The sequence below is a fragment of the Flavobacterium sp. GL_143 genome (assembly GCF_057834355.1).
The window spans coordinates 1,220,733-1,245,882 of the sequence record NZ_CM174401.1; the positions used below are offsets into that span (position 1 = coordinate 1,220,733).

Below are 25,150 nucleotides of genomic sequence, written 5' to 3' on the forward strand. Positions count from 1 at the left end.
GATTCTTATAACAACATAAGAATAAAAGCTTTACTATTATGTGACATTATCGAGCTCCTTAATAAAATAAGTTGGTTTGATACCTGTTTTTTTATAAAAAGCAGCCGAAAAGGATTCCGCATTGTTAAAACCAAATTCCAGAGCAAGAGCCTGAATGGTATATTTTCTTAACCTCATATTTTCTTGTAGTTGAGTTACTGCATACTCAACTCTTAAATCGTTTATGTATTGGGTAAAAGTTTTTCCCTTATACACATTTACTATTTTGGATACATATTTTGTATTCGTCTCAAATGTGGTAGACAACATTTGTACCGTAATATTCGATTCTAGATATCCTTTTTTGTTTTCGAAATCATCCAGCTTTTCCAAAATCTGGTTCACTAAATCCTCAGCTATTCCAATATCTTCAATTTTTGTTACAGCTATTTTAATTTCTTTATCTTTATTTTCCTCAATTCCATTGCCCTCTTTTCCTGTCGTTTCATTTATTATTTTTTCAAATCGGGAACGATCTCTCTTCTTAAGTTTATACTGATAGATACCAAAACCACCCATACCAATGGTTATTAAAAATAAAAAAAACAAACCCCAATATGTTTTTATTTTATCCTTGCCAAGAGATTCTATAAGATTTTCTTTATCGGAAATTAAACGTGGGATATCATATTCTTTATGCACCAACTTATTTAATTCTCTATAATTTTTCTGTAAAGTACTGTCTATCGTCATATAGGCAGTTATGTACTTTAATTGATTTTCTTTATCTCCTAAATTTTTATAATATAAAATCAAATACGGATATCCATCTATAAATTCGGTACTTATTTCTTTTGTTACTTTATAGATAGAATCTACCTTAATAAAATTTTCAGCAGCTATTGCTTTTTTACCCAAGCCCTCATAGGCTTTACCCAAATAAAAATAAGCGGCTAATACATTACTAACATTATCATATTTGATCATCTTGGGCAATGCTTTATTAATACTGTCCAAACCTACTTTATAATTCTTTCCTTCTACTTGGTTCGCTCCCTCATTTAAAACAAACAGGTACTTATATTCTTCATTTTTTGTTATATATGATTCTCTGTAGCCTAATTTATTGTAATAAGTAGTTGAATCTTTATTATGTAACGATTTATAACAATCTGCTATTCCAAAAATAACAGTTAGATAATCCCTGGCAAGTTTCGGATTTCTTACATCTTTGCTTTTATAATACCGATAACATTCTTTATAAATATCGAGTGCTTCTTTAAAATCTCCTAAATCTTCTGATTTAGTAATAGCTATATATCCCCGCACTACATAATAGTAATCGATATTTGTTTTAAGCGCTATTTTTTCGGCTAAATTATAATTATTCAAAGCTTCTTTAAACTTAAATTGCCTTTGAAGTAAATCTGCTTTTTCGCAATAAGCCGCAGCAGGAAAAAATTTATGACCTGTATTTTGAGAATATTTAATCACACTATCCAGATACATAATGGCTTTACTGACATCTCTATCATAATACAAAAGGGCAAATTGGTAATTTGCCTTGGCTTTTTGGATAGGAATGTTTTCTTTATTGGCTTTAGCCAAATAAGCTTGGGCACATTGCTGTTGCACTGTTTTATCTTTTTCATTAGCAAAATACAAATCATGCAACTCATCATAAGAAAGTTTTGTATACTCTTTTTTTGGAGTTTGTCCCAATACGATTATCGGCAATAAAAACAATAAAACCTTTATATTCCAGATAAAGCTCTTCATTAAATTTAATTTTCTTACAAAAATACAGCAAACTTGTACAATTAAACCAACAAATAACGAATTTAACGAATGACACACAAAATACTAAAAACCATACAGTTAACCCATTTTTTAACACGAAATTCCCGAAATCTATATCGGTTTTCCCGAATCCCGATAACGACCATTTGTATTCAATATGATGTTTGATATAGTTTTGGCAAAAGAAAACGAGATTGTTTTTTAGTAAGACGTTACTTTAGAATACTCTATTTTTCTATAAATTATAATTTGGCCAATTATGGGGATTGATTCAGCTATATTGTAACCCTTAAAAAAGCAAAGCAAAAATTAGAATTCACAAACTCCTTGTAGAAATGTAAAAAAGCAATAGCAAATTTCTCAAGAAACAGTTTGTTGAAACAAAAAAGTTTAATCTTTAAAAACCAACAAATTATGAATTTAGATAGTTTGAATTTAGTAGAGCTTAATGCTCGAGAAGTAAAAGAAGTTGATGGTGGATGGCTTATTCCAGTTGCTCTTGCAATTATTTATTTAGGAGGAGAAATATATAAATCTTCTAATGGTATAGGCGAATACGGTCGTCCATAAATAGACTAATTAATTCCCCTGATTTTCGCACAAAAAATCAGGGGAATATTTATTTAAATTAATAGTTATATTTTAATCATAAACAACAACAAAATGAAATCTTTGGGTCTAACGAAAAATAATTTCAACTTTTTTATCCTTATTCTTGGTGCTAGATGTTTTGATATTCTAACAACTTATATTGCAGGTAATGGTGATTTATCTGGAGAAATGAATGTCCTTGTTAGAGTTTTCCATTTAGGATGGGGGGCACTATTACTCTCTGAAATTATATTACTCGGAATAGTATACATACTATTGAAAATTCAGACTGATTCATTCTATATAGAAGAAGAAAAAAAGATTAAAAAAGAAAATTTATCATTTAACGAATATCTTGGAACTTTATATTTTGGAAGAAAAATATCTTTAATCAAATCATTCTATTCTAAAATTAATTACAAATTGGCTGTTAATTCTTTTATTGACTTATTTCTGATGACTTTAACTACAGTTAGCTTTTTGATTGGAATAAATAATTTATTGTCTTCGTCAAATTACTTGAATTTATATAATTTTTCAAATACAGTTTTTCAAAAAAATATGCCAAACATTTTAAATATAATCATATTCTTTTGTACAATAATACTTTACCATTATACTAGATATAAAAAACATATTAACTTTTAAACTGTAAACAATGATTGAAAATAAAAAAAGAATTGGCGTTTTTGGTGGTAATTATACCGAATCGTTAATAATAAAAAGTCTCTTAGAGAGTCACAACATTTTAGTCTATCAAGATAATTCTTTAATGGGAACCTTTAATCCTTGGGGAATTCCTGTTGGAGGACTCAATAAAGTAAAATTAAATGTGATTGAAGATGATTATGAAAAAGCTAAAAAAATAATTGACAATTACAACGCTGGAAAATATAATCTATAACATTATCAGTATGTCAAATTTGCATAATTTATAAAATCAACTAAAAATACTGCTTCAAATAAAATATGTGTACTTTAATATAACAACTTTCTATTTTTAGGATATAATATTGGCCTTTTTTAGAAAAATACACAAATCTTTACATTATTTATAACACTCTATAATCTTTCTTTTATCAGAAGGACAGGAAATCTATCGTCCTGTTTTTACCTTTCTATCGTATAAATAAACCAATCCAAATTAAATCATGAACTTCAGTTCAGACCCTATAAACACACTCGAAAATCTTATTGCAAAAAACAAAACCAAAAGTATATCCCTATACTTGGTACTTGTTTTATCGATCATAGTTTTCTTGGTGCTGTTACCAATTATTAAAGTTGATATTAGTAGTCAGAGCCGCGGTATTATTCGCAGTACTACCGATAATGTACCTATAACAACCATAGTAAGTGGTCGCATTACTTGGCTGTCGCTTAAAAATAATACTCTAGTACAAAAAGGTGATACACTTATAAAAATCTCCAAACAGAACCTGGAAAGTGATAAAAAAACACAAGACACTTTATCGAGTTCAGTATCAGCATTATTTAAAGATGTTTCTTTCTTATTGCAAAATAAAACCTCCCATTTAACAACATCAACTGCACGAGAAGATTTATTTAAATTTCAAGCACGTAAAAATGAATTGCAAAGTAAAGTTACTCAGGCTCAAATTAATTTTAGCCGAAACAAAAGTTTGTTTGATAAAGGTATCATTGCAGAAGTCGAATTTGAAAAACACGATTACGAATTGCGTTTTGCCAATCAGGCATTACAAAGCTACATCACCCAACAAAAAGCCACTTGGGAAAATCAAAAAAGAGAGTTAGAAGAGCGATTAAAAAACCTGAACGGGACTGTTGCCAAAATAAATGTAGAATCTACTAATTATATTGTCTTAGCGCCTATTTCTGGCACTATTGAGAATTTTTCGGGTATTCAGATAGGTTCTTATTTAAATGCTTCTCAGTCCATCGCATCAATTTCGGCAGCAGATCATCTTATTGTAGAAAGCAATGTTTCCCCAAATGACATAGGACTTGTAAAAATGAATCAAAAAGTAAAATTTCAATTGGATGCTTTTAATTACAATCAATGGGGCTTATTGCAAGGAAAAGTAATTGATATCGATAGAAATATTACCATGCAAGGAGACCAAGCTTTTTTTAAAGTACGCAGTGCATTAGATTCAACAATGATGCAATTACAATCTGGTTATACAACTAATGTTTCTAAAGGAATGACCTTAACAACAAGATATATTATTACGCGTCGTAGCTTATTCGATTTATTATTTGATAAAATCGATGATTGGCTTAATCCAAAACAATTAGAAAATAGTAATTAATATGTCTTCAATAAAAATAAAACAACATGATATTAAAGATTGTGGTGCGGCTTGTTTGGCTTCTATTGGAAACCATTACAAAGTTAATCTTCCTATAGCAAGAATTCGACAATATGCCTATACCGATAAACGAGGCACTAATGTATTGGGCATTATTGAAGCTGCCGAAAAAATGGGATTCACCGCCAAAGGCGTCAAAGGCGGCATAGATTCTTTGGATAAAATCCCACTTCCTGCCATTGCTCATATAGTCACAAAAGAACAATTGCATCATTATGTGGTAATTTATAAAGTCGAATCCTCTCCTAATCCCTCCAAAAATGGGGGAGCTATAATGGTAATGGATCCTGGTTTTGGTAAAATTGAAACTTATACTTTCGAAGACTTTCAAAAAGTATGGTCGGGTGTATTGATTCTCTTTGCTCCCAATGATGATTTTAAAACATATAATGAAAAGGTTTCTCCTACAAGACGTTTTTGGCATTTGGTACAACCACACAAAACCATTTTGATTCAAGCTTTGGTTGGTGCAATATTGTTTACCGTTCTTGGATTGGCAATGTCTATTTATATCCAAAAAATAACCGATTATGTATTGGTTGATGGGAATAGGAATTTACTCAATTTATTAAGCATTTCTATGATTGCAATTATAGTATTGCAAGCTTATATTGGCTCCAAGAAAAGCGTTTTTGTAATGAAAACAGGGCAATTGATAGACGCTAAACTAATACTAGGATACTATAAACATTTACTCCATTTACCACAACGTTTTTTTGACACTATGCAAATCGGGGAAATTACATCCAGAATAAATGATGCTGTAAAAATTCGTTCGTTTATAAATGAAGTAGCAATCGAAATGATTGTAAACATTTTTATTGTTATTTTTTCATTTGCATTAATGTTTACTTATTATTGGAAACTGGCTTTAGTAATCTTACTTGTGATTCCTTTTTATGCTGCAATCTATTTTGTTTTGAATAAATTCAACAAGAAAGTAGAACGAAACATCATGGAAAATGCTGCCGAACTACAAACGCAACTAGTTGAAAGTATCACACACATTAGAACAGTAAAAGAATTTGGTATTGAAGAGTTCTCTAATCTAAAAACAGAAAACAAATTCGTAAAACTATTATTTACTACTTACAAATCAGGGCTAAATGGGATTTTTGCAAATACTTCTACTCAATTTTTAGCTTCAGGTTTCACCATTATTTTAATGTGGATTGGTTCTGGATATGTAATTGACAGAGCCATAACTCCTGGAGAACTATTCTCTTTTTATGCCTTGATAGGTTATTTTACTTCACCAGTTGCCTCCTTGATAGGCATGAACAAAACGGCGCAAAATGCATTAATAGCTGCCGATAGACTTTTTGAAATAATGGATCTGGAACGGGAAGAGACAGAAAACAAAACGGAAATTCAAAGAGAAAATGTAGGTGATATAAAATTCGAAAACGTTTCTTTCCGTTATGGTTCACGAATTGAAGTGTTTAAAAACTTTAATGCCATATTCAAGAAAAATGAAACAACAGCAATTGTTGGTGAAAGTGGGAGTGGTAAAACCACATTAATCTCATTACTACAAAATTTATATCCCATAAAAGAAGGTAAAATCTATATTGGGGAATATGATACACAGTTTATCCATTATCAAAGTTTGAGGAATTTTGTTGGTGTCGTTCCACAACAGCTCAATTTATTCTCGGGGAATATTATTGAAAATATTGCTTTAGGAGATTCTTTTCCTAATATTCAACGTGTTCTGGATTTATCTAAACAACTAGGAATAACCGAATTTGTAGAAAAATTATCAAATGGTTTTGAAACTCAAATAGGAGAAAATGGCACGATGCTCTCGGGAGGGCAAAAACAGCGAATTGCAATTGCGAGGGCTTTATACAAAAATCCCGAAGTTTTATTAATGGATGAAGCAACATCATCACTAGACACCAACTCAGAAACAATTGTAAAAGAAGTTATTGATAATTTTAAATCACAAGGAAAAACAGTAATCGTAATCGCCCATCGATTGAGTACAATTGCGAATGCCAACACAATATTAGTAATGAAAAATGGTGCTATTATAGAGTCAGGAAATCATATCGATTTATTAGAGCAAAAAGGAGAATATTATGATTTATGGAATAAACAAGGGTTATTATAATGTTGATAATCGATTAAAAGGTTTTACGGATTTTATTTACAAAATATTTTATAATTATGGTAAATAGCCTTATATTTAAACTTTTACCATCTTAAAATACATAAATGATGAAAAACGAAAACAATATTATAAATATTGACACTCTTGCTAAGATTGTCCTATCAGCAGTTATATTATGGGCTAGTTTATATTTTGCAGGATACGTAATAGGAAAAGCATATTATAATTTCATCCATTAACAACTCTTCAAACTACTAACTAATTAAACTATAAAAACATGAAAAAGTATATGAATAAAATAGCTCTTTATGCCAAAGAGGAAACCAATAATTTCATAGTATGGTTATTATGGATATCAGCTATATTAACTTATATTGGTTTTGAATTGGGCAGATTTACATATGCATTTATGAATAGATAATTTATGCTATGAATATGTAAAATTTCGGAGATTTACCAATATATACACAATACTACTTAAATTAATAGCTATGAGCTTATACATAATATTGTTGTTTTTATTATTTGATGTTGTTGTTTTAATATTTTTGATAACAAAATACCAAAAAAAGATATGGGATTTCTCTGGTATTTTAAAAGCTTGGAAAAAAGAGTTTGAAGGATAATAATTGTATTTGATTATTTGCGGCTTTGTTTTTTTATCTATTTTGCAGCCTTTATAGCAGGAAAATAATATTACATTTTACTTAATGACTGCTTTTTAAAATAAGAAATGATAAAAATATTAAAGTATTTAATCCTAATCCGATTTAGAAAAATATTACCAAAAGATGACTATTTAGCAATAGGATTGTTCTTGGCTTTTTACGCAGTTATTATTTATTTTCTAAATCAATTATTTCCAAAATACAATTATTTCTTTTTAATAACAACTTTAGAAATAGCCTTTTATCATCAGAACAGAAAGGACATAGAGCTATTGAGGGTAAATAAAAATTATCGTCTTTTATTATTCCTGGAATACACAATATATAGCTTACCGTTTATAATTATTTATCTTATAAACCAACGTTGGGATATTCTTATAATACACTTTCTAATACTATATTTCTTGATTCTACTAAATAAAGTAGGGCTTAAAACCATAAAGTATCCCTTCAGATTACTTGATCCATTTTGGCATATTTGCTTTAGAAAAAATAAACTTATCCTTTTTATACCTTTGATTATTTTCCTTAATGTAATGGGAGACCAATACAATAATGATAATCTAAATCTTGCCAGCTTATTTTTAGTTTCTTTTATTGGTTGTTTACCATCCTTTAATAGAGAGAACATAATTCATATAAAAATAAGTTCTTTCGATTCTGGGAAATATCTTTTAAAGCAAATTCAAATTGCGATATACAACACCTTACTATTGAGTACAGCTTTAATTTTATGTCTATTAGTATTCAAAAAATGGGATTTACTGCTGTTTGTACCATTAGTTTTTTTATTTCCAATAATTAGCATCTTGTTTAAATACACTTTTTTTAGTAATAGTTTATTACAACAGATTTTTTTCGCTTTATTTATTATAAATGTCCAAATCGGGATACCTTTTTTAATTTTACCTTATTTATACTATAAGTCTATAAAAACAATAAACAATTTGAAATATGTTACAGATTAATATCAAGAAGAAAGCATTTGGAAATAAAACTGTTTTACAGGATATAAATCTTTCAATTTCAAAAAATGGAATATATGGAGTTGTTGGGAAAAATGGCGAAGGTAAAACTACATTATTTAAAATTATAACTGCTCTAATAGATTTTGAAGGAACAATATCCTACATTGATTTGCCCATTAAACATAACGAAATAGCATTTTTCCCAACTGAAGTACCAATATACGATGAACTTACTGCAACAGAATTTTCAAATTTTTATAAAGAATTGCTAAATCTAAAAACTGGAAATAAAACCAATTTATTTGATGTGTCACAAGATAAACTCATCAAGACATTTTCGACTGGAATGAAAAAAAAGGCTTACATGAATGCCGTATTCCAAAGAGAGTATCCAATTTATATTTTTGACGAACCTTTTAATGGTCTCGATTTAGAATCTAATTATCTGTTGATGAATTATATTAGAGAGTTATCTCAAAAAAGTATAGTCCTTATTTCTTCACATATTCTGGAAATTCTATATAAAGACTGCGACAAAATTTTTCTGGTAAAAAATACAGCTATCAAAGAATATGAAAAAGAAGAATTTTCAAAAATTGAAGAAGAACTTTTCTTAAAGTAAAATTTATCCCTATCAAGTTCTAAAATATAGACATAAAAAAAGAGCCAACAATTGTTGGCTCTTTTTATATACTTAAAAATTTTTCCTATGCTTTCAAAGCCTCGCAATTTTGAAGATTTGAAAAATTAAAAATTTTTCTTATCCTTTCAAAGCCTCAGCTCCACCAACGATTTCTAAGATTTCGTTTGTAATTGCAGCTTGACGGGCTTTGTTATAAGTTAATTTCAATTGATTTCTTAACTCAGTTGCATTATCCGTTGCTTTGTGCATTGCAGTCATACGTGCACCATGCTCAGACGCAAATGAATCACGAATACCTTTGTATAATTGTGTTTTTAATGATTTAGGAATCAAAGTTAACACGATTTCTTCTTTCGAAGGTTCAAAGATATAATCTCCTGTCGAAACTGGTACATCTGATTTTATTGGAGCCAAAGGCAAAAACTGTTCTGTTTGAACAATTTGAGTCGCAGCATTTTTAAATTGATTATAAATCAATTCAATTTTATCATACTTTCCAGTTAAGAATTGTTGAGTTAAAATTTCAGCAATTTCAGCTACGTTATCAAAAGTCAAGTCATCAAAAACTGAACTTTTATTGTCTATTACTGAATGTGTTTTGCTTAAAACATCATTTCCTTTTTTACCTATAGCAAAAATGTCAACTTGTTTTCCGGCATAAAATTCAGAACGTACTTTTGCTTCCTTTATTACATTGGTATTAAATGCACCACATAAACCTCTATTAGATGTTATTGCTACAATTAATACTTTCTTTACTTCACGTTGTGTAGTAAAATCTCCTCCTACATCACCATCAAGTGTTGCAGAAAGGTTTTGTAATAATTCCGTTAATTTCTCGGCATAAGGACGCATCGCTGTGATTGCATCTTGTGCTTTCTTAAGCTTTGCAGCAGAAACCATTTTCATCGCCGATGTAATCTGCATCGTAGATGAAACGGAAGTAATTCTATTACGGATTTCCTTTAAATTTGCCATCTTTTCTAATTAGAAAATTTGAAAATCAGTCAATTAGATAATTAGAAAAACACTTTGATCTTTCTAATTATCTAATTATCCAATTATCTTATTAGTTATATTTTGCTGAAATTTCTTTTGCTACTTTTTCAATAACATCTGTAATGTTATCGTCTAGTTTACCTGCTTTAAGCGCATTAAGAGTGTCTTTATGCTTGCTGTTTAGGTATGCTAAGAAATCTGCTTCAAATTCTTTTACTTTATTTACAGGAACGTTTCTTAATAAGTTTTTAGAACCAGCGTAAATAATAGCAACTTGGTTTTCAACTGTATAAGGATCATTTAAACCTTGTTTCAAGATTTCAACGTTTCTTTTTCCTTTTTCAATTACGTTTAAAGTAACAGCATCAAGATCAGAACCAAATTTAGCAAACGCTTCCAATTCACGGAATTGAGCTTGGTCTAATTTTAAAGTACCTGATACTTTTTTCATTGATTTAATTTGTGCATTACCTCCAACACGAGATACTGAGATACCTACGTTAATAGCAGGACGAACTCCAGAGTTGAACAAATCTCCATCAAGGAAAATCTGACCATCTGTAATCGAAATTACGTTTGTTGGGATATATGCAGAAACGTCACCAGCTTGAGTCTCAATAATTGGTAAAGCAGTTAATGAACCACCACCTTTTACGATAGACTTAATAGAATCTGGTAAATCGTTCATGTTTTTAGCAATTCCATTATCTGCAATTACTTTACAAGCACGCTCTAATAAACGAGAGTGTAAGTAGAAAACGTCTCCAGGATATGCCTCACGTCCCGGTGGTCTTCTTAATAAAAGAGAAACCTCACGGTAAGCAACAGCTTGTTTAGATAAATCATCATACACGATAAGTGCTGGACGACCTGAATCTCTAAAATATTCTCCAATTGCTGCACCTGCAAAAGGAGCATAAACTTGCATTGGAGCTGGGTCAGAAGCATTTGCAGCAACAATAACCGTATAAGCCATTGCACCTTTTTCTTCTAACATTTTAGCAATTCCTGCTACAGTTGAAGCTTTTTGCCCAATTGCAACATATATACAAAATACAGGTTTTCCTGCATCGTAAAATTCTTTTTGATTTAAGATTGTATCGATACAAACAGTTGATTTACCTGTTTGACGGTCACCAATAACAAGCTCACGTTGTCCACGACCAACTGGGATCATAGCATCAACAGCTTTAATACCTGTTTGCAATGGCTCAGTTACTGGCTGACGGAAGATAACTCCAGGAGCTTTTCTTTCTAAAGGCATTTCATATAATGTTCCACCGATTGGTCCTTTTCCATCAATTGGAAAACCAAGAGTGTTCACTACACGTCCTACCATTTGCTCACCTACTTTAAGAGAAGCAATACGTTGTGTTCTTTTTGCAGTTGATCCTTCTTTGATTCCTGTTGATGGTCCTAAAAGTACCACACCAACATTGTCTTCTTCAAGGTTCAATACAATAGCTTCAAGTCCGTTTTCAAATTCAACTAACTCACCGTATTGTACATTAGATAGCCCGTAAATACGAGCAATACCATCTCCAACTTGAAGTACCGTTCCTACTTCCTCTAGCGTAGCACCAGATTCAAAACCTTCTACTTGCTTTCTTAATATTGCTGAAATTTCAGCAGGTTTGATTTCCGCCATCTTAAATTTATAATTTAGACACTTTTATGTGTAATAAAACTAATTACTTAACTCTCTTTTTAATACTTGTAATCTGTTTGCAACAGATGCATTATATTGCTTATCGCCTATTCTTAAAATAAATCCTCCAATAATTGAAGCATCTACATTATTTTCTATTGTAATTTTTTTATCTGATAATGTTGCAATTTTAGCTAATACTTTAGCTTCTAAAGCAGCATCCATAGGAATTGCTGTTGTAACCGTAGCTACTTCAACACCAATGCTTTCATCAAATAATTTATTGTACTCTAGTGCAATTGCTCCTAGAATTTCGAATCTTTTGTTTTCAAACAATAAATGAAATAACCCTTTGGTTACACCATTTACACTTGCAAAAACTTCTAAAAGAGCACTCTCTTTAACTTCAACTTTTATAGTTGGGCTTTCGATAAAGGTACTCAATTCTTCATTTGCTCCTATTGTTGAAGCAATTGATTTCATGTCGTTATTGACAGCTTCGGCAACACCTTTAGAGTTTGCTAAGTCTAGAATTGCTTTTGCATAACGAATTGCTGCTCTTGTACTTGCCATAATATTAGTTTAGCTTTACGTCATCTAACATTTTCTCAACTAATTTAGTTTGAGATTCTTTGCTAGATAATTCTTCTTTCAATAATTTTTCAGCAATGCTTAATGATAAAGTTGAAACTTGAGATTTCAATTCAGCCATAGCTGCATTTTTTTCATTTTCAATAGCTGCTTTAGCTTGAGCGATCAATTTTTGACCTTGCTCTTGAGCTTCATTTTTAGATTCAGCTATAATTTGCTCTTTCATTTCGCGAGCTTCTTTTAACATTGCATCACGTTCTGCACGAGCTTCTTTTAAGATACGCTCATTATCTGCAGTTAAATTTTGCATTTCTCTACGAGCTGCTTCAGCAGATGCTAAAGCCTCATTGATAGATTCTTCACGGCTTTTTACCGCTCCTAAAATAGGTTTCCAAGCATATTTTGCCAAAAGAATGAAGAAAACAATAAAGATAATTGTTGTCCAAAAAATTAAACTTTCTGGTGAAGTTAATTGCATAACATTATATATTTAAAAATTGTTTGTCTTTTTTAAAAAAACTTCCTGGAGCCAACCGCTACAGGAAGTTTTAAATTTTAATTATGCGTTTGTGATTAACGCAACAACTACTGCGAAAAGAGCAACACCTTCAATAAGTGCAGCAGCAATAATCATAGCAGTCTGAATTTTTCCAGCAGCTTCTGGTTGACGAGCAATAGCGTCCATTGCAGAACCACCAATTTTTCCAATACCAAGACCTGCACCAATTACAGCTAATCCAGCTCCGATTCCAGCTAATACCATAATAATAAATTTATATAGTTAATAATTAATAAAACTCTAATTAATGATGATCGTGCTCTTCAACAGCCTGACCAATAAATAATGCTGAAAGCAATGTAAATACATACGCTTGCAAAGCAGCAACCAACATTTCTAATACGCTCATGAACAATACGAATGCTCCAGCAACTGGTCCGATAGCAATACTTTTGAAAATGAAAATCAAAGAAACTAAACTCAAGATAATAATGTGACCAGCAGTGATGTTTGCAAATAAACGAATCATCAATGCAAATGGCTTAGTAAGCATTCCGATAATTTCTACAGGAATCATAATTGGAGCCAACCACACAGGAACTCCTGGTGTATTAAAAATGTGTCCCCAGTAAGTTTTATTTCCGCTTAAAGTTGTAACTACGAAAGTAATAAATGCCATTACAAATGTAAAATAGATATTACCTGTTAAGTTTGAACTAAATGGGAAGAAAGGAATTAATCCGATTAAGTTATTAATCCAAATAAAGAAAAAGATAGTTAAAAGATACGGCATATATTTTGCGTATTTTTTTGGTCCAATGTTTGGAATTGCAATCTCGTCTCTAACATAAGTAACTAGTGGCTCTAAAAATCCAGCCAATCCTTTTGGTGCATTTGGGTTTTTCTTGTAAGATCTTGCTACAGCAAAAAATAAGAAGAACAAAACAATTGCCGACATCAACATTGAAAAAACATTCTTTGTGATAGAGAAATCTAAAGGTCTTGCATCAAAAGCAAAAGCTCCAGTGTTTTTCTGATCAGCTGTCATTGTTTCAAATTTATCAGCGTAAAAAATTATCTCTTTATAACGAACTAATTTCTGTCCATTAATATCAACTATATGCTCACCTGAATTATCATGGTGAAATTTTGCAGATGAAAAAATTTCTAATCCATTATTAGTCCACAAAATAATTGGCAGACTCATAGAAATAGGATGACCATCCCAATCAGCGATATGAAAATCATGAGAATCTCCAATGTGCGAATTGATCAATTCGCTAGCATTAAATTCTTTTTCTATTTCGTGACCAACACTTTCTGCGTGACTTTTTCCTTCTGCTACTGCAACGTTTTCGTGTTTAACTGAAACACTGTCAACAGGAGTAGAGGCGAAATTTATCGACGAAGAAAAAGCTAATAAAGTAACTAATAAGTACTGAACTGGTTTATTTGAAAATATCATTATTAAATCTTTATCTAATTTTAGGTTCCAAAAATTTTTTGCAAAGGTACATTTTAAATTGAAAATTGAAAATTTATAGATGTAATTTTTAAAATTACATTTATTTTAGTCAATTTATCTAATAATGAAGCGATTAACTTTTATTTATTAGACGAACGGTGAAATATGTTTCAAAAAGTAAAAATAAAAAATAAGGGATAAAAAACGTACCCAAGTCTATTATTGGGTCTTTTACATGAGCTTTTATTAGCGGAATTAAAAAAATAATGGCTAACATCATTCTAAAAAAACTTGCGCCAAGGAAAGCAAAACCTGTATAAGTTGGGAAATTTTTATTGACAAAAATTAAAAACAGGTAAACTAAAAAAGTAGCAAGAATATTAAATATATAAATACTCCACGCCGAGTAAAAAAAAACTAATTTATCTGAAAGAGATTGCATAACAAAGTATTGCGTGACAAACAATACAATCGAAAAAGGGATAAAATACTTAAGAAAATCAACAGTTCTATTCATTATTTATTTAAATTTTTAACTTGTCGCAGGACATTATAAAGTGCTAAGAAAACCGAAAACAAAGACAAAACGATTGTCCATAAAGAACCTCCGTTTGAATATTTTTCATCTAACCAAATACCCAGATAGGAAAATAAAAATATAATTACCCCCATCTGTATAGGAATGTTAATAAGCGCGATCCAGCTTTTTTCTTTTTTATGGTGAGAATTTTTACTGTCCATTTGTTTGAAATTAATTTTTAAAAAATTGTCTATTATAAAATTTATGTAAAAAATTGTATATAACCATTTCGTGTTGACGTTGTTTGGTTAAAAAAATTCTATTACAAATCATATGTACATAGCTCAAAATTAAATTATCTATGGTTAAATCGTTTTTCTGCTTGTTTATTATAGATTTAATTTGAGAAACTGGTAATCTGTTTTTTATTGAACGTTCTTTTATTAACTGATAAGCAAAAACTGTTACTTCATTTAGTTCTTTATGAATTAATAAATTTTCTATGTCGACAATATATAATGAAAATTTTTTGTTTATTTCTTTGTTTATTGAACTATCAATACTAAATTCATCTGAAAATTTAGATTTAAGATAATTAAATAACTCTATTCTATTTTTAATTGAAAAATCAAAGTCGTTTAAAAATTCATGAACTGATAATAGTGCAAACAACCATCTATTCTTTTCGGAGATATCTCCTTCAAGTGTTGCTATAAAATTCAACGAACAAATACTATCGTTATTAAAAAGAGTTTCCGTTTCTTCTATTGTTTTAAAACCATATCTCTCAAGCTCTCTTACATACTTATCTGTAGTTGTTTTCCAAATTAGTTGCTCTTTTTCAAAATTAAAAATTGATTTCTTTATATGTTGAATACAATTTAAAATAAACTCACTCTTTTCAAGTAAAAATCTAACTCGAATATGATTTCCATCCTCATCGTTGTATCTTATAAAAAACCATTTCTTTATAAATCCTTTTTTTGTAAGCTTATCAACAAGAGGTACAATAACTCTTTTTAATAACTCTTCTCCTGCCTTCTCTCCGCAATAAAATTTATAATATAGCCAATCATCTCCAATTGAAAATGATCGTTCTACCTCTTCAATTTCTGAAACCTCTAATTCTTTATTAGGATTATTATTTTTTGAAGTTCTAAATGCCGACAGGATAAATTCGTTACAAAAATCACTAGTAACACTCTTTTCTTTAAAGAGAAATTCTTTTAATTGAATATTTCTTTTCCCTTTTATCATAGAATAAAACACTTGACAACTTAATTCATTTTTAAAATTAAAAAGAATTTCATTATCCCCTTCACAAAGATAAACTACTTCAGGTATTTTTTTTTCAAACAAATATGTTTTTAAATTATTACATGTTTCTTTAGATTCTAAATCTAAAAGTAATTTTTTTATATCCTTTTCATTTATATTCCATGTAGCTCTGCTAAAAATTATATTTTTATAACATAGTCGAGGTAAAAAATCAAATTCATTTTGTAAACCACCCCAATCAAAAGCAAATCCAGGACAGTCCTGATTTTGTAAAGCGCATAAAAAACTATATATAGGTAAAGTACTATCTGGAAAATTGTGCGCAGTACTTAAGCGAGGAAGGATTTCTTTATTTAAAGTTTTTGATCTAATATAAAATTTATCATTTTTTATAGATAAATAAAGATCATCAATAGCAATTTGATTTGATATATCTAAAGATGAATTTCCTAGATAAGGTATCTCATAATGACGTTGAAAACTTCGGTACAAAATATTTCCAGTTCTATTTTCTGGCAAATGAACAATTTCTGCCACAATTTTATCAGAATTTAAATCGGCTTCAATCGCATTAATCTTATCACATAAATCAAAAACATTTTTATTAAGATGGCTAAACCTTCCTATCAAACAATTCGCTGAAGGACCAGATAACGATTTAATATTAATTTTTTCTACTCCACTTTCATTAAAAACATTAATAAAAACTGAAAAAGTATCTGGATAAAATTCCTTGTTTTCATCAAACTTATTTAGATCATCATCTAATAAATTAATTATATAATCATTTTTCTTTGTTGCTTCAATTAGTTTTTTTAATAAAAAATGTTTTTTAGGTCCTAATGAAATCTGATAATTATCACCTCTCATATTAAGCATTCTCAAATTATCCAATAAAGGAGCTTCTACAGTAGATGAGACATTATAACTAATTCCTAAATCTGTATCTAACGCCTTTACCAATTGAATTTCTTCATTTTCGAATCTCTTCTGGAATTTTTTCTTAAATTGATTTAGTTCTTCATTTTCATATTTATCTTGTAATTTATTTAAAACAGAAATTCCTGTTTTTAAAGTTTTTATAGTCTTTGTATCTAAAGTGCCTTTATTAATATTTCTAAAAGAATCAACTTGAAACAATTTTGATATATCAATATCGTCATGTAGAAGTTTTAATTTATCAGATAACTCAACATATTTTAAGGGTTCATTAATGTTTTGATCAAACGAGTTTAACTCTTTTTTAATTTTAATTAACATATCCTTATTTGCAATTCCTCCTTCATTTTGAAATCTATCTTCGGAAAATACTTTTATAAGTCTGTCCAAAAAATCCTGACCTGTCAAAGTAAATTCCAACTCACTTAATATAAACTGATTATCAATTAAAGTATTAATAAAATCAACAGCATCAATATATGGTACGTCATCATTAAGTAGAGTCAAAACTAGCTCCTCATAATCTATACCTTTCTTTGCTTTAACTGCTATTAAATCTAGATATTCTGAAGTTTCGACCTCTGAAATTCTATGAAATATTTTATTTTCTTTATAGTAATATTCTACATATCTGTATTTGTTCGAAATTTTATACATAGAATTATTCGAAAAGAATTTCAATTTACTTAATACACCTTCTTGTTTTAGAAGCTTATTTTTGATCACTCCTAAAAACAACATATCCAACTTAGTAATTCGTTGAATTGAGCTTTTTTCAATATCTATATCTGTTTTTGAATCAATTTTCACAACTGATATAGTTGAAAATAATCCAAAAGGAGTGCTTCTGTTTGATAATCTCGAAGTATATTTATATAGTGCTTTTTTGAGTTTGTCAATATCTTCATTGGAAATATTGGTATTATCCTTCTCGTACATTTCAAAAATATTACAAATATTTGGAGAACCTAAAAACAAAGCTTCTCTGTTTTGGGGAAATGAAAATATATTTTTAATATTTTCCCAATCAATGTTATTTTGTTTTTTAAAAAGTGGTGTTCTTAAAATTACTGTATCTATAAAAGAATAATTTTTCATTATACTGTTTTTTATCTTTATTTTTAGTTAATCAATAAGCATTCATCCCAATTGATTTTTTCTTCAGAAAGTAACGAAATTAATGCCAAACCTATTCCTGAAATGCCTTCTAAAAGGGATATCTCATTTACCCATACTTTTTTTGCCCCATTCCATGTTTTAAAACCTGCAAAACCATCATCAAATATAGCTCTTTCAAAACCCTCTTTAAACCAAAAATCTGCAGCTTCTTTAAATATTTCATTATTAGTTTTAGAATAAATAAATTTAAAAATCTGAAAGACGCCAAATGCACCATGGCATAAACCTGAATCCGTAATATATGTATTCTCAAAAACTCTTCGTTTTGCTGCATGTTTAAAAATATCTAATGAAAAGTTTTTTAGAACTGGATTTTTTAGAACTGAAGATGCATGCCATAGCGAAATTGCAACTCCCAAATCTCCATAACACCAAGCTAATCTTGTATTATTATTTCTAACACCATTTAAATCAATTAGATCTGGAAATAAAGAAGTAGAATTAGCTTCTGGAGAATATGATGAAATAATAAAATTAACATTTTGTTTTAATACATCTTCAACCAAACTTCTAAAAACTCTAAACTTATATAATCTCGAATAAAAATTTATAACACTGCTATTACCATGAGCCAAACTTAAATTATAACCTTCCTTAAATGTTACAGGATTAACTGATTTAAATTTGACTATATCAGTGTTTTCAAACTCACCCATCAAATTAATCTTTTGTATTAACTCTATTAAATAAAGCTTATATCTATGTTTTAATTTTCTATTTTTAGTTCCCGAGTATCTTTTTAAGAAAAATAATCCATAACCAATTGCTCCATGCAATAAATCTATATTTTTATTATCTAAATTATAATCCATATTGTCTTTTAAAAAACCATCTAGATTAGATAATAGTGTATCCCCATAAGATTCTAAAAAGAAATTATCTCTATGAAGATACTCAAAAACCCATCCCAAACCTGCTACACCATAACAATAAGAAAATTGAAAATCTCCTTCGTTAATAATATCAACACTTCTCGATAAGCAATTAAATGCATCATTGTTTTTATCAATAATATTAAAATATTTATTATAGTGATAATAAAATAATGCCAAGCCAGAAAGGCCAGATAACAAACCTATTTCATTAATAAGGTGACAATTTTCATCAATATTTTTTTTTATTTCAATTAATTTTAGCTCAATATTTTTTTTTTTCATTTATATGTCTATATTTGATTTACTATTTAATTTAACAAGAAAAATTATGAAAAAAGAAGTTGCAAAAAAAGAAGTTGCAAAAAAATTAGAATTTAAAAAAGAAACTCTTTCTAATTTAGAGATGAAAAAAGTAAACGGTGGAAATGCACCTGCTGGTGCAACTAACACTATATCATGGTGTTGGGGTGGTTGTGATCATAAATCTTTTACACCTTAACAACTATTAAGCTGTATAGGGGTCTCAAAAGCTCCTATACAACTTTTTAAAATTATTTTGTTTTTTTCTATACACAAAAAAATAATTTAAATCTTTTTTGTGTCCTCTTTTACTCCACTTTTAAAATCTGTTGCCATTATACAAGTCGCACTAAAATCGGCTCCTGGTTCTACCGATAATTTTCCTATGGTAACTTCACCGGTAATTTTAGCTGTGGCTTTTACGTTTAAAAGGTCTACAACTTTGATTTTTCCTGTAAATTCTCCCTCGATATCAGCGTTTTGACAAATGATATCTCCTTTAACTTTACTTGCTGGGCCAATTACAATTTTTCCTTTTGAAGTAAAATTCCCTATTAATTCACCATCTAATCTAAAATCGGCTAGCGATGTAATATCTCCTGTTATTATAGTTCCTTCAACTATTCTATTTGTTTTTCCTAAGTGCTCTGTGCTAAATTTGGGTGCTTTATTAAACATGATTACGGGGTTTTAGGCGCTAAATAAGCTTCTAAATTTTTATTAATTTGTACTATACTATAATTATCACTTGATATTATTACTGCAGGATATTCTATCAAGTTATATTTTTTATTTTCTTTTAATACTTTAGCAACATCATTTGCATAAACTTCTGATCTTAAACCATGAACGGTAACAAATCCTGAATCTAAATCGTATTTATCGAAAGAAAAAGTAAGCTTTTGGAAATTTTCATCTGCAAAAAACTTTTTAATAATATCTTCAATTGCTTTTCTTGCTTTCTCATCCTGAATACCAATTTTATACAGGATTTTCCAATTTTTTGTATCTGTTGTAGTAAAAACTCGCTTCTCTAAAAACGGAATTTGATTTGTTAAAATATCTTGAGCTTTTTTTCCTTCTTCACTATTTGGATAATTAGCAGCCACGTTTTCTATTGCTTTTTTATAAGCAACTAATCCTTTTGCTTTACCTAAAGTATTGGCTTTTAATAGCTCGTATTTTGATACGATTTCATCTCCGGAATATTGATTAATTAAATTATCAATATTACTTAGGACTTCGCCATACTTTTCTTCCTGAAATAATTTATACCATTTCTGATATTCTTTATCAGGTGCTTTGCTTGCCGATTCTTCATCTAAACCATTGTTATTTATGATTTGTGCATAACGTGAATTTGGATAACGTGAAGAAATCTCATTTTTTACCGCTGCCGCTTTCGCTGGATTTGTTATCTCATAAATTTTATAGAGATTATACATCGATGGTAAAATCAATTTTTCTTCAGGGTTATTCTGTAACAATTGCTCTAACTTATTGCTAGCCAATTCATACTCTTTGAATTTCTCTTTATAAATAATGCCTAATTGATAGTAAGAAAAATTGCGTTCTTTAACAATACTATCTATTGCCGATTTATCTTTTGGAAGTTGTTTTTCGTAAAAATCTATAGTATACTTTTCAACTATTGCTTCTGTTTTAATAGAATCATTTACAACCACATCCGTCGATTTATCATCATCCGAAGTCATATTTGGTTTATTAGATGGTAATCTCCAGTTACTATTTAAGACTCTATTTCCCCACAATTTTTTAAACTGTAGCTTTCCGTAAGCAACTGTAGATGGGTTATAGAAATAAAAATTGCTGGCAACTTCGTTTCCTGTTGGCGGTGTTGGAATACCACTTTTTTCAGGAGTTCCAGGTACAGCACCCGTTGCCGTTACTGTTTCCAAACCACCTCCACCTGTGTTTAGTGCAATATTAGCCAGTTTCTGTTTTTCTTTTTCTGCGAGAATTCGTTTTGCTTCGTCTTCAGTTTTTATCTTGGCAATATAATCTCTAAAATATTTTACTCTGGCTGAATCTGGAAGTCCAACTACTGTTATAATACTATCATTACGTTTTGCAATACCTTCGTACTTTATTACGTCATCCAAATTTTTTCGCGTTTTTTGGATATAAACATACTCTCTGGTTTTAGGATCCATTTTTACCAAAGTACTATCATAATACTTTGCCGCCATTGTATAACTAGCTTTCTTAAAGTACATATTACCAATGTTTCGATAAGTAGATGCTGTTAAATATGGATCTAAGGATTTTCGTTTTAATGAAGAATTATAAAACTCTAATGCCGATTTTTCATTTTTACGCTTATCAAAGAAAACTCCCATTTCATAATAAATCACATCCAGGAATGGTCTATTTTCTCTATCGGCAATTAGTTTATTATATGTTTTAATAAAAACGGTACTATCACCTGTTTGATAATCAAATAACTGAGCTTTTTTTGAGTAAGCATGTATTACATACTTTCTCTCTGCTCTTCTGTTCATATCAATTACCGATTGATAAAAATAAAGCGCACTATCTCTTTTATGTGTTTCCTGATACAATTGTCCTAAAATAAAACGATATCTAGCTCTTTCAGGATTTCTTTTGGTAAACTCTTCGGCAATTTTAAGTTTTGTAATTGCGCTGTCTTTTTGTTCTAAATTGATAAAAGCTTCTGCTAATAAAGCATTTGCATCGGCATAAACTTGTTTTTTTAATGCAACTCCTTTTATTAATTTATAGATATTTTTTATAACCAACTCATCATTACCTAAACGCATATTGGTTTTCTCTCGCCAAATTCTCGCGGTATTAATGTTGCTACTTGTTGGGTATTTATATAAAATATAATTAAAAGCATCCAGGGCTGGTAAAAACCTCTGATCATAATAACGTGCCTGACCAAGCATAAGATATGCTTCGTCTATCTGGCTATTTTTTTCCCGACCTCCAATATTCATCGAATGTTTTTGAATAGCTTTGGTGGCTTTGGTCTCAGCAAGTTCAAAATCAGCATTTTTAGTTTTTGCTTCATCCAAATTCCCTTCGTTAATTTGCATTCTTTCGATAGGCAGTAATTTCCAGAAATTATCTGTATAATTTGCTTCTATAGCTTTCATGCCTTTATCAAAACCTACTTGTCCGTTGTATAATATATTATACTTTGTACTCAAAGCATGAGAATTTCTTGCTAAAAATGTATCTCTTTTGGTAGAACAAGCTATCAAAAGGGAAAAAAATAAGAGCAGAAATATGTATTTAAGTCGATTGTTTTTCAATGGGAAACATTTTTAACATTTAACATCTAAAAAAGTTTTTTAGTATAATAACTGGTAAAAATACGCTTCTTTTTGAGATATTTATATTTAAACGGCAAAAAACGATTCCAGTTCTTGAAGTGTTTCTCCAGAAGTTTGAATATCTTTCACAATTTCTCCTTTATTTAAGGCAACAATTCGGTCGCAAACTTCGACTGTGTGCTGTAAGTCATGACTCGAAACTAAAACTGTAACATTCGGATTATCAGCTAGTTCTTTTATTATTTTTTTTAATCGACTTACTGTTGTTGGGTCTAAATTTGCAAATGGTTCGTCTAAAATAATCACTTCGGGACTACCAATAAGTGTAGCTATAATTCCTACTTTTTTTTGATTTCCTTTAGACAGATCTCGCAGGTATTTTTTGTTTTTTAGAATTTCTCCATTAAAAAATTCCTCATGTTTGAGTAATAATGCATCAACATCGGCCTTATTTTGTCCTCGTAAATCTCCTACAAAATAAAAATACTCTTCGGGAGTTAAATATCCTATCAAAAAGCTTTCATCCAAAAATGAACCTGTAAAACTTTTCCAACTTTCGTCATTATTTACCTGAATAGAATTTGTTGTAATATTTCCAGTAGAGGGATGAATTAAATCTAATAGCAAACTAAAAAAAGTAGTTTTTCCCGCACCATTATTCCCTACTAACCCAAAACTTTGCCCTTTTGGAATTTCAAGATTATCAATTTTTAAAACTGTTGTTCCGTTATATGTCTTTGAAAGTTTATTTACTTGTATCATTTTTTAATGTTTAATTGTTGATCTGGTTAATTGTTAATTTGATATTTTTTTGATTATTGGTCAGATAAAAATCATCAAATTGACACATTTTATAATTACTCTAGTTCTTTTGTTTATAAGCACTTATAGTAGAATATTTTTCGATTTTATATCTTTTTTCGATAAGCAAAAAGACTTTATCCTTAAAAGCAAAACCGATTATTCCTGCTATAGCAACTAATGCTAATCCTATATTTGGATTTCCAAGCCAAAGACCAATCCAATATAATCCCAATGGTAGCAGCATTTTAGGCAACGTAAGTAACATTGCATTTACGTTAAAAGCTTTTTTATCTCCAAATGCTCCGCTTGTAGATGTTAAGTCGATTGGTGTTTTTGTAAATGCTCCTCCCAGGAGTACTAAATGTGAATTAACACCAATATTATAAATGGCTCCAACAACAATTGTGAGATACACTTTCCATCCAAAATAAAGATAAAATGAAGCAATAATCGTCGATATAATTGTTGCAATAACTATTAACCACCATTTAGAAGTAATATATCCTTTGTACGGAATATTTTGTGTCATCATGAGTTGGTAATATGAACTGTCCCAACTTGGTACAAATTGCCCGAAAGTAAAAAGGAAACCTCCTGATACAAAAATACCTGCTAAAATTTGCATTACTGGTGGCTGGTGCGTACTTGCACTAAAAAACAGTAATCCGTAAAGCAAAAAGAAAAGACTCATAATAATAGTCATCTTAGATCTTTTATTTCTCTTTATAAGTTTAATATCGTTTTTAAGAAAAGTTCCTAATGTCCCGAATTGATTAAGCCAGGTTAAGTTTTCGGTTGTAGCAACATCATGTTTAGTCGAAAGTCCAGCGTCGAGATATAAATTATCTTTAAAATAAATAAAAGTCATGTAATAAAGCCCTGCCAAAACCAAAACTGGAATAAGAAAGAGTCCTTTTATGCTATAAAAACCATCAAAAAGCAAAACGGCATAGTTTGTAATATCAAAAAAATCATAATACTGCAGTCCTCCTAAAATAACAATTATCCCAAGAAAAACAACAAACAATTTGTCGATGTTACTCAACAAAATATTCAAGAAGTTATTGATATAAATTAATGCTATTATGGCTAAATGCCAAAAGATTACACTCAATATATCATATCCTTCTATTAATAATACTATTGTAAAAGGTATAAAAAAGAAAGCATGAATGATATTGAAAAACGATAAGACGGTTTTGCCAAGTGAAAAATGAACAATAGTTTTCTTTTGGATTGACAATGTTAATAACGGTTTGATATTAAGCACCGGAATGGCTTGCATTAAAAGCCTAATCACTAAATCGAATAAAAAATAATAAATCAAGAACTTATTTATAGTTAATAACGGATCAAGATTCATCTTTTTAAGCAGGTAAAAAATACCTGTTCCCGCACCAATTAAAATAAGCGAAAAATAAATTGCCAGAAAACCTATTACAATTTTTAATGCAACATTGGCACCAAATGATGCCGACCTTGAAAAGGATTTCCATTCGAGATAAATAAACTTTTTAATCATTTTTTTTGGTTTAGTTTGATACGTAAGTGTGTAAATGTAGGAAAACGTTACAAACAAAGTAAAATATTACTGTTTAATACCAATCATTTAAT

22 protein-coding genes are annotated in these 25,150 nt (G+C 29.5%); 8 read left to right on the forward strand and 14 right to left on the reverse strand.

What is annotated here, in order from left to right; translation table 11 throughout:
- Positions 1-36 precede the first annotated feature (36 nt).
- A complete protein-coding gene (locus AC3IPI_RS05245) occupies positions 37-1,758 on the reverse strand; it encodes a helix-turn-helix domain-containing protein (protein ID WP_489157587.1) in 1,722 nt (573 codons plus the stop codon).
- 435 nt (positions 1,759-2,193) lie between these two features.
- Here AC3IPI_RS05245 and AC3IPI_RS05250 point away from each other — a divergent pair, with 435 nt between their 5' ends.
- The 7 genes from AC3IPI_RS05250 to AC3IPI_RS05280 all read left to right on the forward strand — a co-directional run bounded on the left by AC3IPI_RS05250 (position 2,194) and on the right by AC3IPI_RS05280 (position 9,098).
- Complete coding sequence (locus AC3IPI_RS05250) at positions 2,194-2,349, forward strand: class IIb bacteriocin, lactobin A/cerein 7B family (protein WP_489157589.1); 156 nt, start codon at positions 2,194-2,196, stop codon at positions 2,347-2,349.
- 93 nt (positions 2,350-2,442) lie between these two features.
- Positions 2,443-3,018, forward strand: a complete 576-nt coding sequence (locus AC3IPI_RS05255) for a hypothetical protein (protein WP_489157591.1) — start codon at positions 2,443-2,445, stop codon at positions 3,016-3,018.
- Between the two features lie 10 nt (positions 3,019-3,028).
- Complete coding sequence (locus AC3IPI_RS05260) at positions 3,029-3,274, forward strand: putative signal transducing protein (protein WP_489157593.1); 246 nt, start codon at positions 3,029-3,031, stop codon at positions 3,272-3,274.
- Positions 3,275-3,521: 247 nt separating this feature from the next.
- The gene (locus AC3IPI_RS05265; protein ID WP_489157595.1) at positions 3,522-4,664 is read left to right on the forward strand and encodes an HlyD family secretion protein; all 1,143 of its coding nucleotides are present in this window, start codon (positions 3,522-3,524) and stop codon (positions 4,662-4,664) included.
- A 1-nt stretch (position 4,665) separates the two neighbouring features.
- The gene (locus AC3IPI_RS05270) at positions 4,666-6,840 is read left to right on the forward strand and encodes a peptidase domain-containing ABC transporter (RefSeq protein WP_489157597.1); all 2,175 of its coding nucleotides are present in this window, start codon (positions 4,666-4,668) and stop codon (positions 6,838-6,840) included.
- Between the two features lie 491 nt (positions 6,841-7,331).
- Positions 7,332-7,466 (forward strand): hypothetical protein, encoded by a 135-nt coding sequence (locus AC3IPI_RS05275; RefSeq protein ID WP_489157599.1) that lies wholly within the window; start codon positions 7,332-7,334, stop codon positions 7,464-7,466.
- A 996-nt stretch (positions 7,467-8,462) separates the two neighbouring features.
- Positions 8,463-9,098: an ATP-binding cassette domain-containing protein gene (locus AC3IPI_RS05280; RefSeq protein WP_489157601.1), complete on the forward strand. Its 636-nt coding sequence runs from the start codon at positions 8,463-8,465 to the stop codon at positions 9,096-9,098.
- 138 nt (positions 9,099-9,236) lie between these two features.
- On the opposite strand, the gene atpG is transcribed toward AC3IPI_RS05280, so the two are convergent.
- The 9 genes from atpG to AC3IPI_RS05325 all read right to left on the reverse strand — a co-directional run bounded on the left by atpG (position 9,237) and on the right by AC3IPI_RS05325 (position 19,394).
- Positions 9,237-10,097, reverse strand: coding sequence for an ATP synthase F1 subunit gamma (gene atpG / locus AC3IPI_RS05285; protein WP_039113326.1), 861 nt, complete (start codon positions 10,095-10,097; stop codon positions 9,237-9,239).
- Positions 10,098-10,188: 91 nt separating this feature from the next.
- Positions 10,189-11,766 carry a F0F1 ATP synthase subunit alpha gene (gene atpA, locus AC3IPI_RS05290; RefSeq protein ID WP_035620159.1) on the reverse strand — a complete coding sequence of 526 codons (1,578 nt, stop codon included), beginning with the start codon at positions 11,764-11,766 and terminating at the stop codon, positions 10,189-10,191.
- Between the two features lie 39 nt (positions 11,767-11,805).
- Entirely contained in the window at positions 11,806-12,339 is a 534-nt protein-coding gene (gene atpH, locus AC3IPI_RS05295) for an ATP synthase F1 subunit delta (protein WP_039113325.1), read from the reverse strand.
- 4 nt (positions 12,340-12,343) lie between these two features.
- A complete protein-coding gene (locus AC3IPI_RS05300; RefSeq protein WP_039113324.1) occupies positions 12,344-12,835 on the reverse strand; it encodes a F0F1 ATP synthase subunit B in 492 nt (163 codons plus the stop codon).
- A gap of 81 nt (positions 12,836-12,916) precedes the next feature.
- Positions 12,917-13,120 carry an ATP synthase F0 subunit C gene (atpE, locus tag AC3IPI_RS05305; RefSeq protein WP_039113322.1) on the reverse strand — a complete coding sequence of 68 codons (204 nt, stop codon included), beginning with the start codon at positions 13,118-13,120 and terminating at the stop codon, positions 12,917-12,919.
- Positions 13,121-13,160: 40 nt separating this feature from the next.
- A complete protein-coding gene (atpB, locus tag AC3IPI_RS05310; protein WP_489157605.1) occupies positions 13,161-14,321 on the reverse strand; it encodes a F0F1 ATP synthase subunit A in 1,161 nt (386 codons plus the stop codon).
- Positions 14,322-14,837: 516 nt separating this feature from the next.
- On the reverse strand, positions 14,838-15,062 hold the full coding sequence (locus AC3IPI_RS05315) for an AtpZ/AtpI family protein (protein WP_039118604.1): 225 nt from the start codon (positions 15,060-15,062) through the stop codon (positions 14,838-14,840).
- A gap of 10 nt (positions 15,063-15,072) precedes the next feature.
- Positions 15,073-18,156: a lantibiotic dehydratase gene (locus tag AC3IPI_RS05320; protein WP_039118605.1), complete on the reverse strand. Its 3,084-nt coding sequence runs from the start codon at positions 18,154-18,156 to the stop codon at positions 15,073-15,075.
- Between the two features lie 23 nt (positions 18,157-18,179).
- Positions 18,180-19,394: a lanthionine synthetase C family protein gene (locus tag AC3IPI_RS05325; RefSeq protein ID WP_039118606.1), complete on the reverse strand. Its 1,215-nt coding sequence runs from the start codon at positions 19,392-19,394 to the stop codon at positions 18,180-18,182.
- A gap of 46 nt (positions 19,395-19,440) precedes the next feature.
- Here AC3IPI_RS05325 and AC3IPI_RS05330 point away from each other — a divergent pair, with 46 nt between their 5' ends.
- Positions 19,441-19,611 carry a hypothetical protein gene (locus AC3IPI_RS05330; protein ID WP_165572301.1) on the forward strand — a complete coding sequence of 57 codons (171 nt, stop codon included), beginning with the start codon at positions 19,441-19,443 and terminating at the stop codon, positions 19,609-19,611.
- Between the two features lie 86 nt (positions 19,612-19,697).
- Here AC3IPI_RS05330 and AC3IPI_RS05335 read toward each other — a convergent pair whose 3' ends face one another.
- From AC3IPI_RS05335 to AC3IPI_RS05350, 4 genes are all read right to left on the reverse strand, one after another.
- Positions 19,698-20,090: a bactofilin family protein gene (locus AC3IPI_RS05335; protein WP_039118608.1), complete on the reverse strand. Its 393-nt coding sequence runs from the start codon at positions 20,088-20,090 to the stop codon at positions 19,698-19,700.
- Positions 20,091-20,092: 2 nt separating this feature from the next.
- On the reverse strand, positions 20,093-22,711 hold the full coding sequence (gene porW, locus AC3IPI_RS05340) for a type IX secretion system periplasmic lipoprotein PorW/SprE (protein ID WP_489157609.1): 2,619 nt from the start codon (positions 22,709-22,711) through the stop codon (positions 20,093-20,095).
- 87 nt (positions 22,712-22,798) lie between these two features.
- Positions 22,799-23,494, reverse strand: coding sequence for an ABC transporter ATP-binding protein (locus AC3IPI_RS05345; protein WP_489157611.1), 696 nt, complete (start codon positions 23,492-23,494; stop codon positions 22,799-22,801).
- A gap of 100 nt (positions 23,495-23,594) precedes the next feature.
- The gene (locus tag AC3IPI_RS05350; RefSeq protein WP_489157613.1) at positions 23,595-25,058 is read right to left on the reverse strand and encodes a DUF5687 family protein; all 1,464 of its coding nucleotides are present in this window, start codon (positions 25,056-25,058) and stop codon (positions 23,595-23,597) included.
- Positions 25,059-25,150: the final 92 nt, after the last annotated feature.

Bases quoted from the DNA above. Each gene is read 5' to 3' on its own strand.
- AC3IPI_RS05280 (WP_489157601.1), top strand. From the start codon at position 8,463: ATGTTACAGATTAATATCAAGAAGAAAGCATTTGGAAATAAAACTGTT.
- AC3IPI_RS05275 (WP_489157599.1), top strand. From the start codon at position 7,332: ATGAGCTTATACATAATATTGTTGTTTTTATTATTTGATGTTGTTGTT.
- AC3IPI_RS05260 (WP_489157593.1), top strand. From the start codon at position 3,029: ATGATTGAAAATAAAAAAAGAATTGGCGTTTTTGGTGGTAATTATACC.
- AC3IPI_RS05270 (WP_489157597.1), top strand. From the start codon at position 4,666: ATGTCTTCAATAAAAATAAAACAACATGATATTAAAGATTGTGGTGCG.
- AC3IPI_RS05345 (WP_489157611.1), bottom strand. From the start codon at position 23,494: ATGATACAAGTAAATAAACTTTCAAAGACATATAACGGAACAACAGTT.
- AC3IPI_RS05320 (WP_039118605.1), bottom strand. From the start codon at position 18,156: ATGAAAAATTATTCTTTTATAGATACAGTAATTTTAAGAACACCACTT.
- atpH (WP_039113325.1), bottom strand. From the start codon at position 12,339: ATGGCAAGTACAAGAGCAGCAATTCGTTATGCAAAAGCAATTCTAGAC.
- atpA (WP_035620159.1), bottom strand. From the start codon at position 11,766: ATGGCGGAAATCAAACCTGCTGAAATTTCAGCAATATTAAGAAAGCAA.
- atpG (WP_039113326.1), bottom strand. From the start codon at position 10,097: ATGGCAAATTTAAAGGAAATCCGTAATAGAATTACTTCCGTTTCATCT.
- AC3IPI_RS05265 (WP_489157595.1), top strand. From the start codon at position 3,522: ATGAACTTCAGTTCAGACCCTATAAACACACTCGAAAATCTTATTGCA.
- AC3IPI_RS05325 (WP_039118606.1), bottom strand. From the start codon at position 19,394: ATGAAAAAAAAAAATATTGAGCTAAAATTAATTGAAATAAAAAAAAAT.
- AC3IPI_RS05315 (WP_039118604.1), bottom strand. From the start codon at position 15,062: ATGGACAGTAAAAATTCTCACCATAAAAAAGAAAAAAGCTGGATCGCG.
- AC3IPI_RS05330 (WP_165572301.1), top strand. From the start codon at position 19,441: ATGAAAAAAGAAGTTGCAAAAAAAGAAGTTGCAAAAAAATTAGAATTT.
- atpE (WP_039113322.1), bottom strand. From the start codon at position 13,120: ATGGTATTAGCTGGAATCGGAGCTGGATTAGCTGTAATTGGTGCAGGT.
- AC3IPI_RS05255 (WP_489157591.1), top strand. From the start codon at position 2,443: ATGAAATCTTTGGGTCTAACGAAAAATAATTTCAACTTTTTTATCCTT.
- AC3IPI_RS05350 (WP_489157613.1), bottom strand. From the start codon at position 25,058: ATGATTAAAAAGTTTATTTATCTCGAATGGAAATCCTTTTCAAGGTCG.
- AC3IPI_RS05250 (WP_489157589.1), top strand. From the start codon at position 2,194: ATGAATTTAGATAGTTTGAATTTAGTAGAGCTTAATGCTCGAGAAGTA.
- AC3IPI_RS05300 (WP_039113324.1), bottom strand. From the start codon at position 12,835: ATGCAATTAACTTCACCAGAAAGTTTAATTTTTTGGACAACAATTATC.
- atpB (WP_489157605.1), bottom strand. From the start codon at position 14,321: ATGATATTTTCAAATAAACCAGTTCAGTACTTATTAGTTACTTTATTA.
- AC3IPI_RS05335 (WP_039118608.1), bottom strand. From the start codon at position 20,090: ATGTTTAATAAAGCACCCAAATTTAGCACAGAGCACTTAGGAAAAACA.
- AC3IPI_RS05245 (WP_489157587.1), bottom strand. From the start codon at position 1,758: ATGAAGAGCTTTATCTGGAATATAAAGGTTTTATTGTTTTTATTGCCG.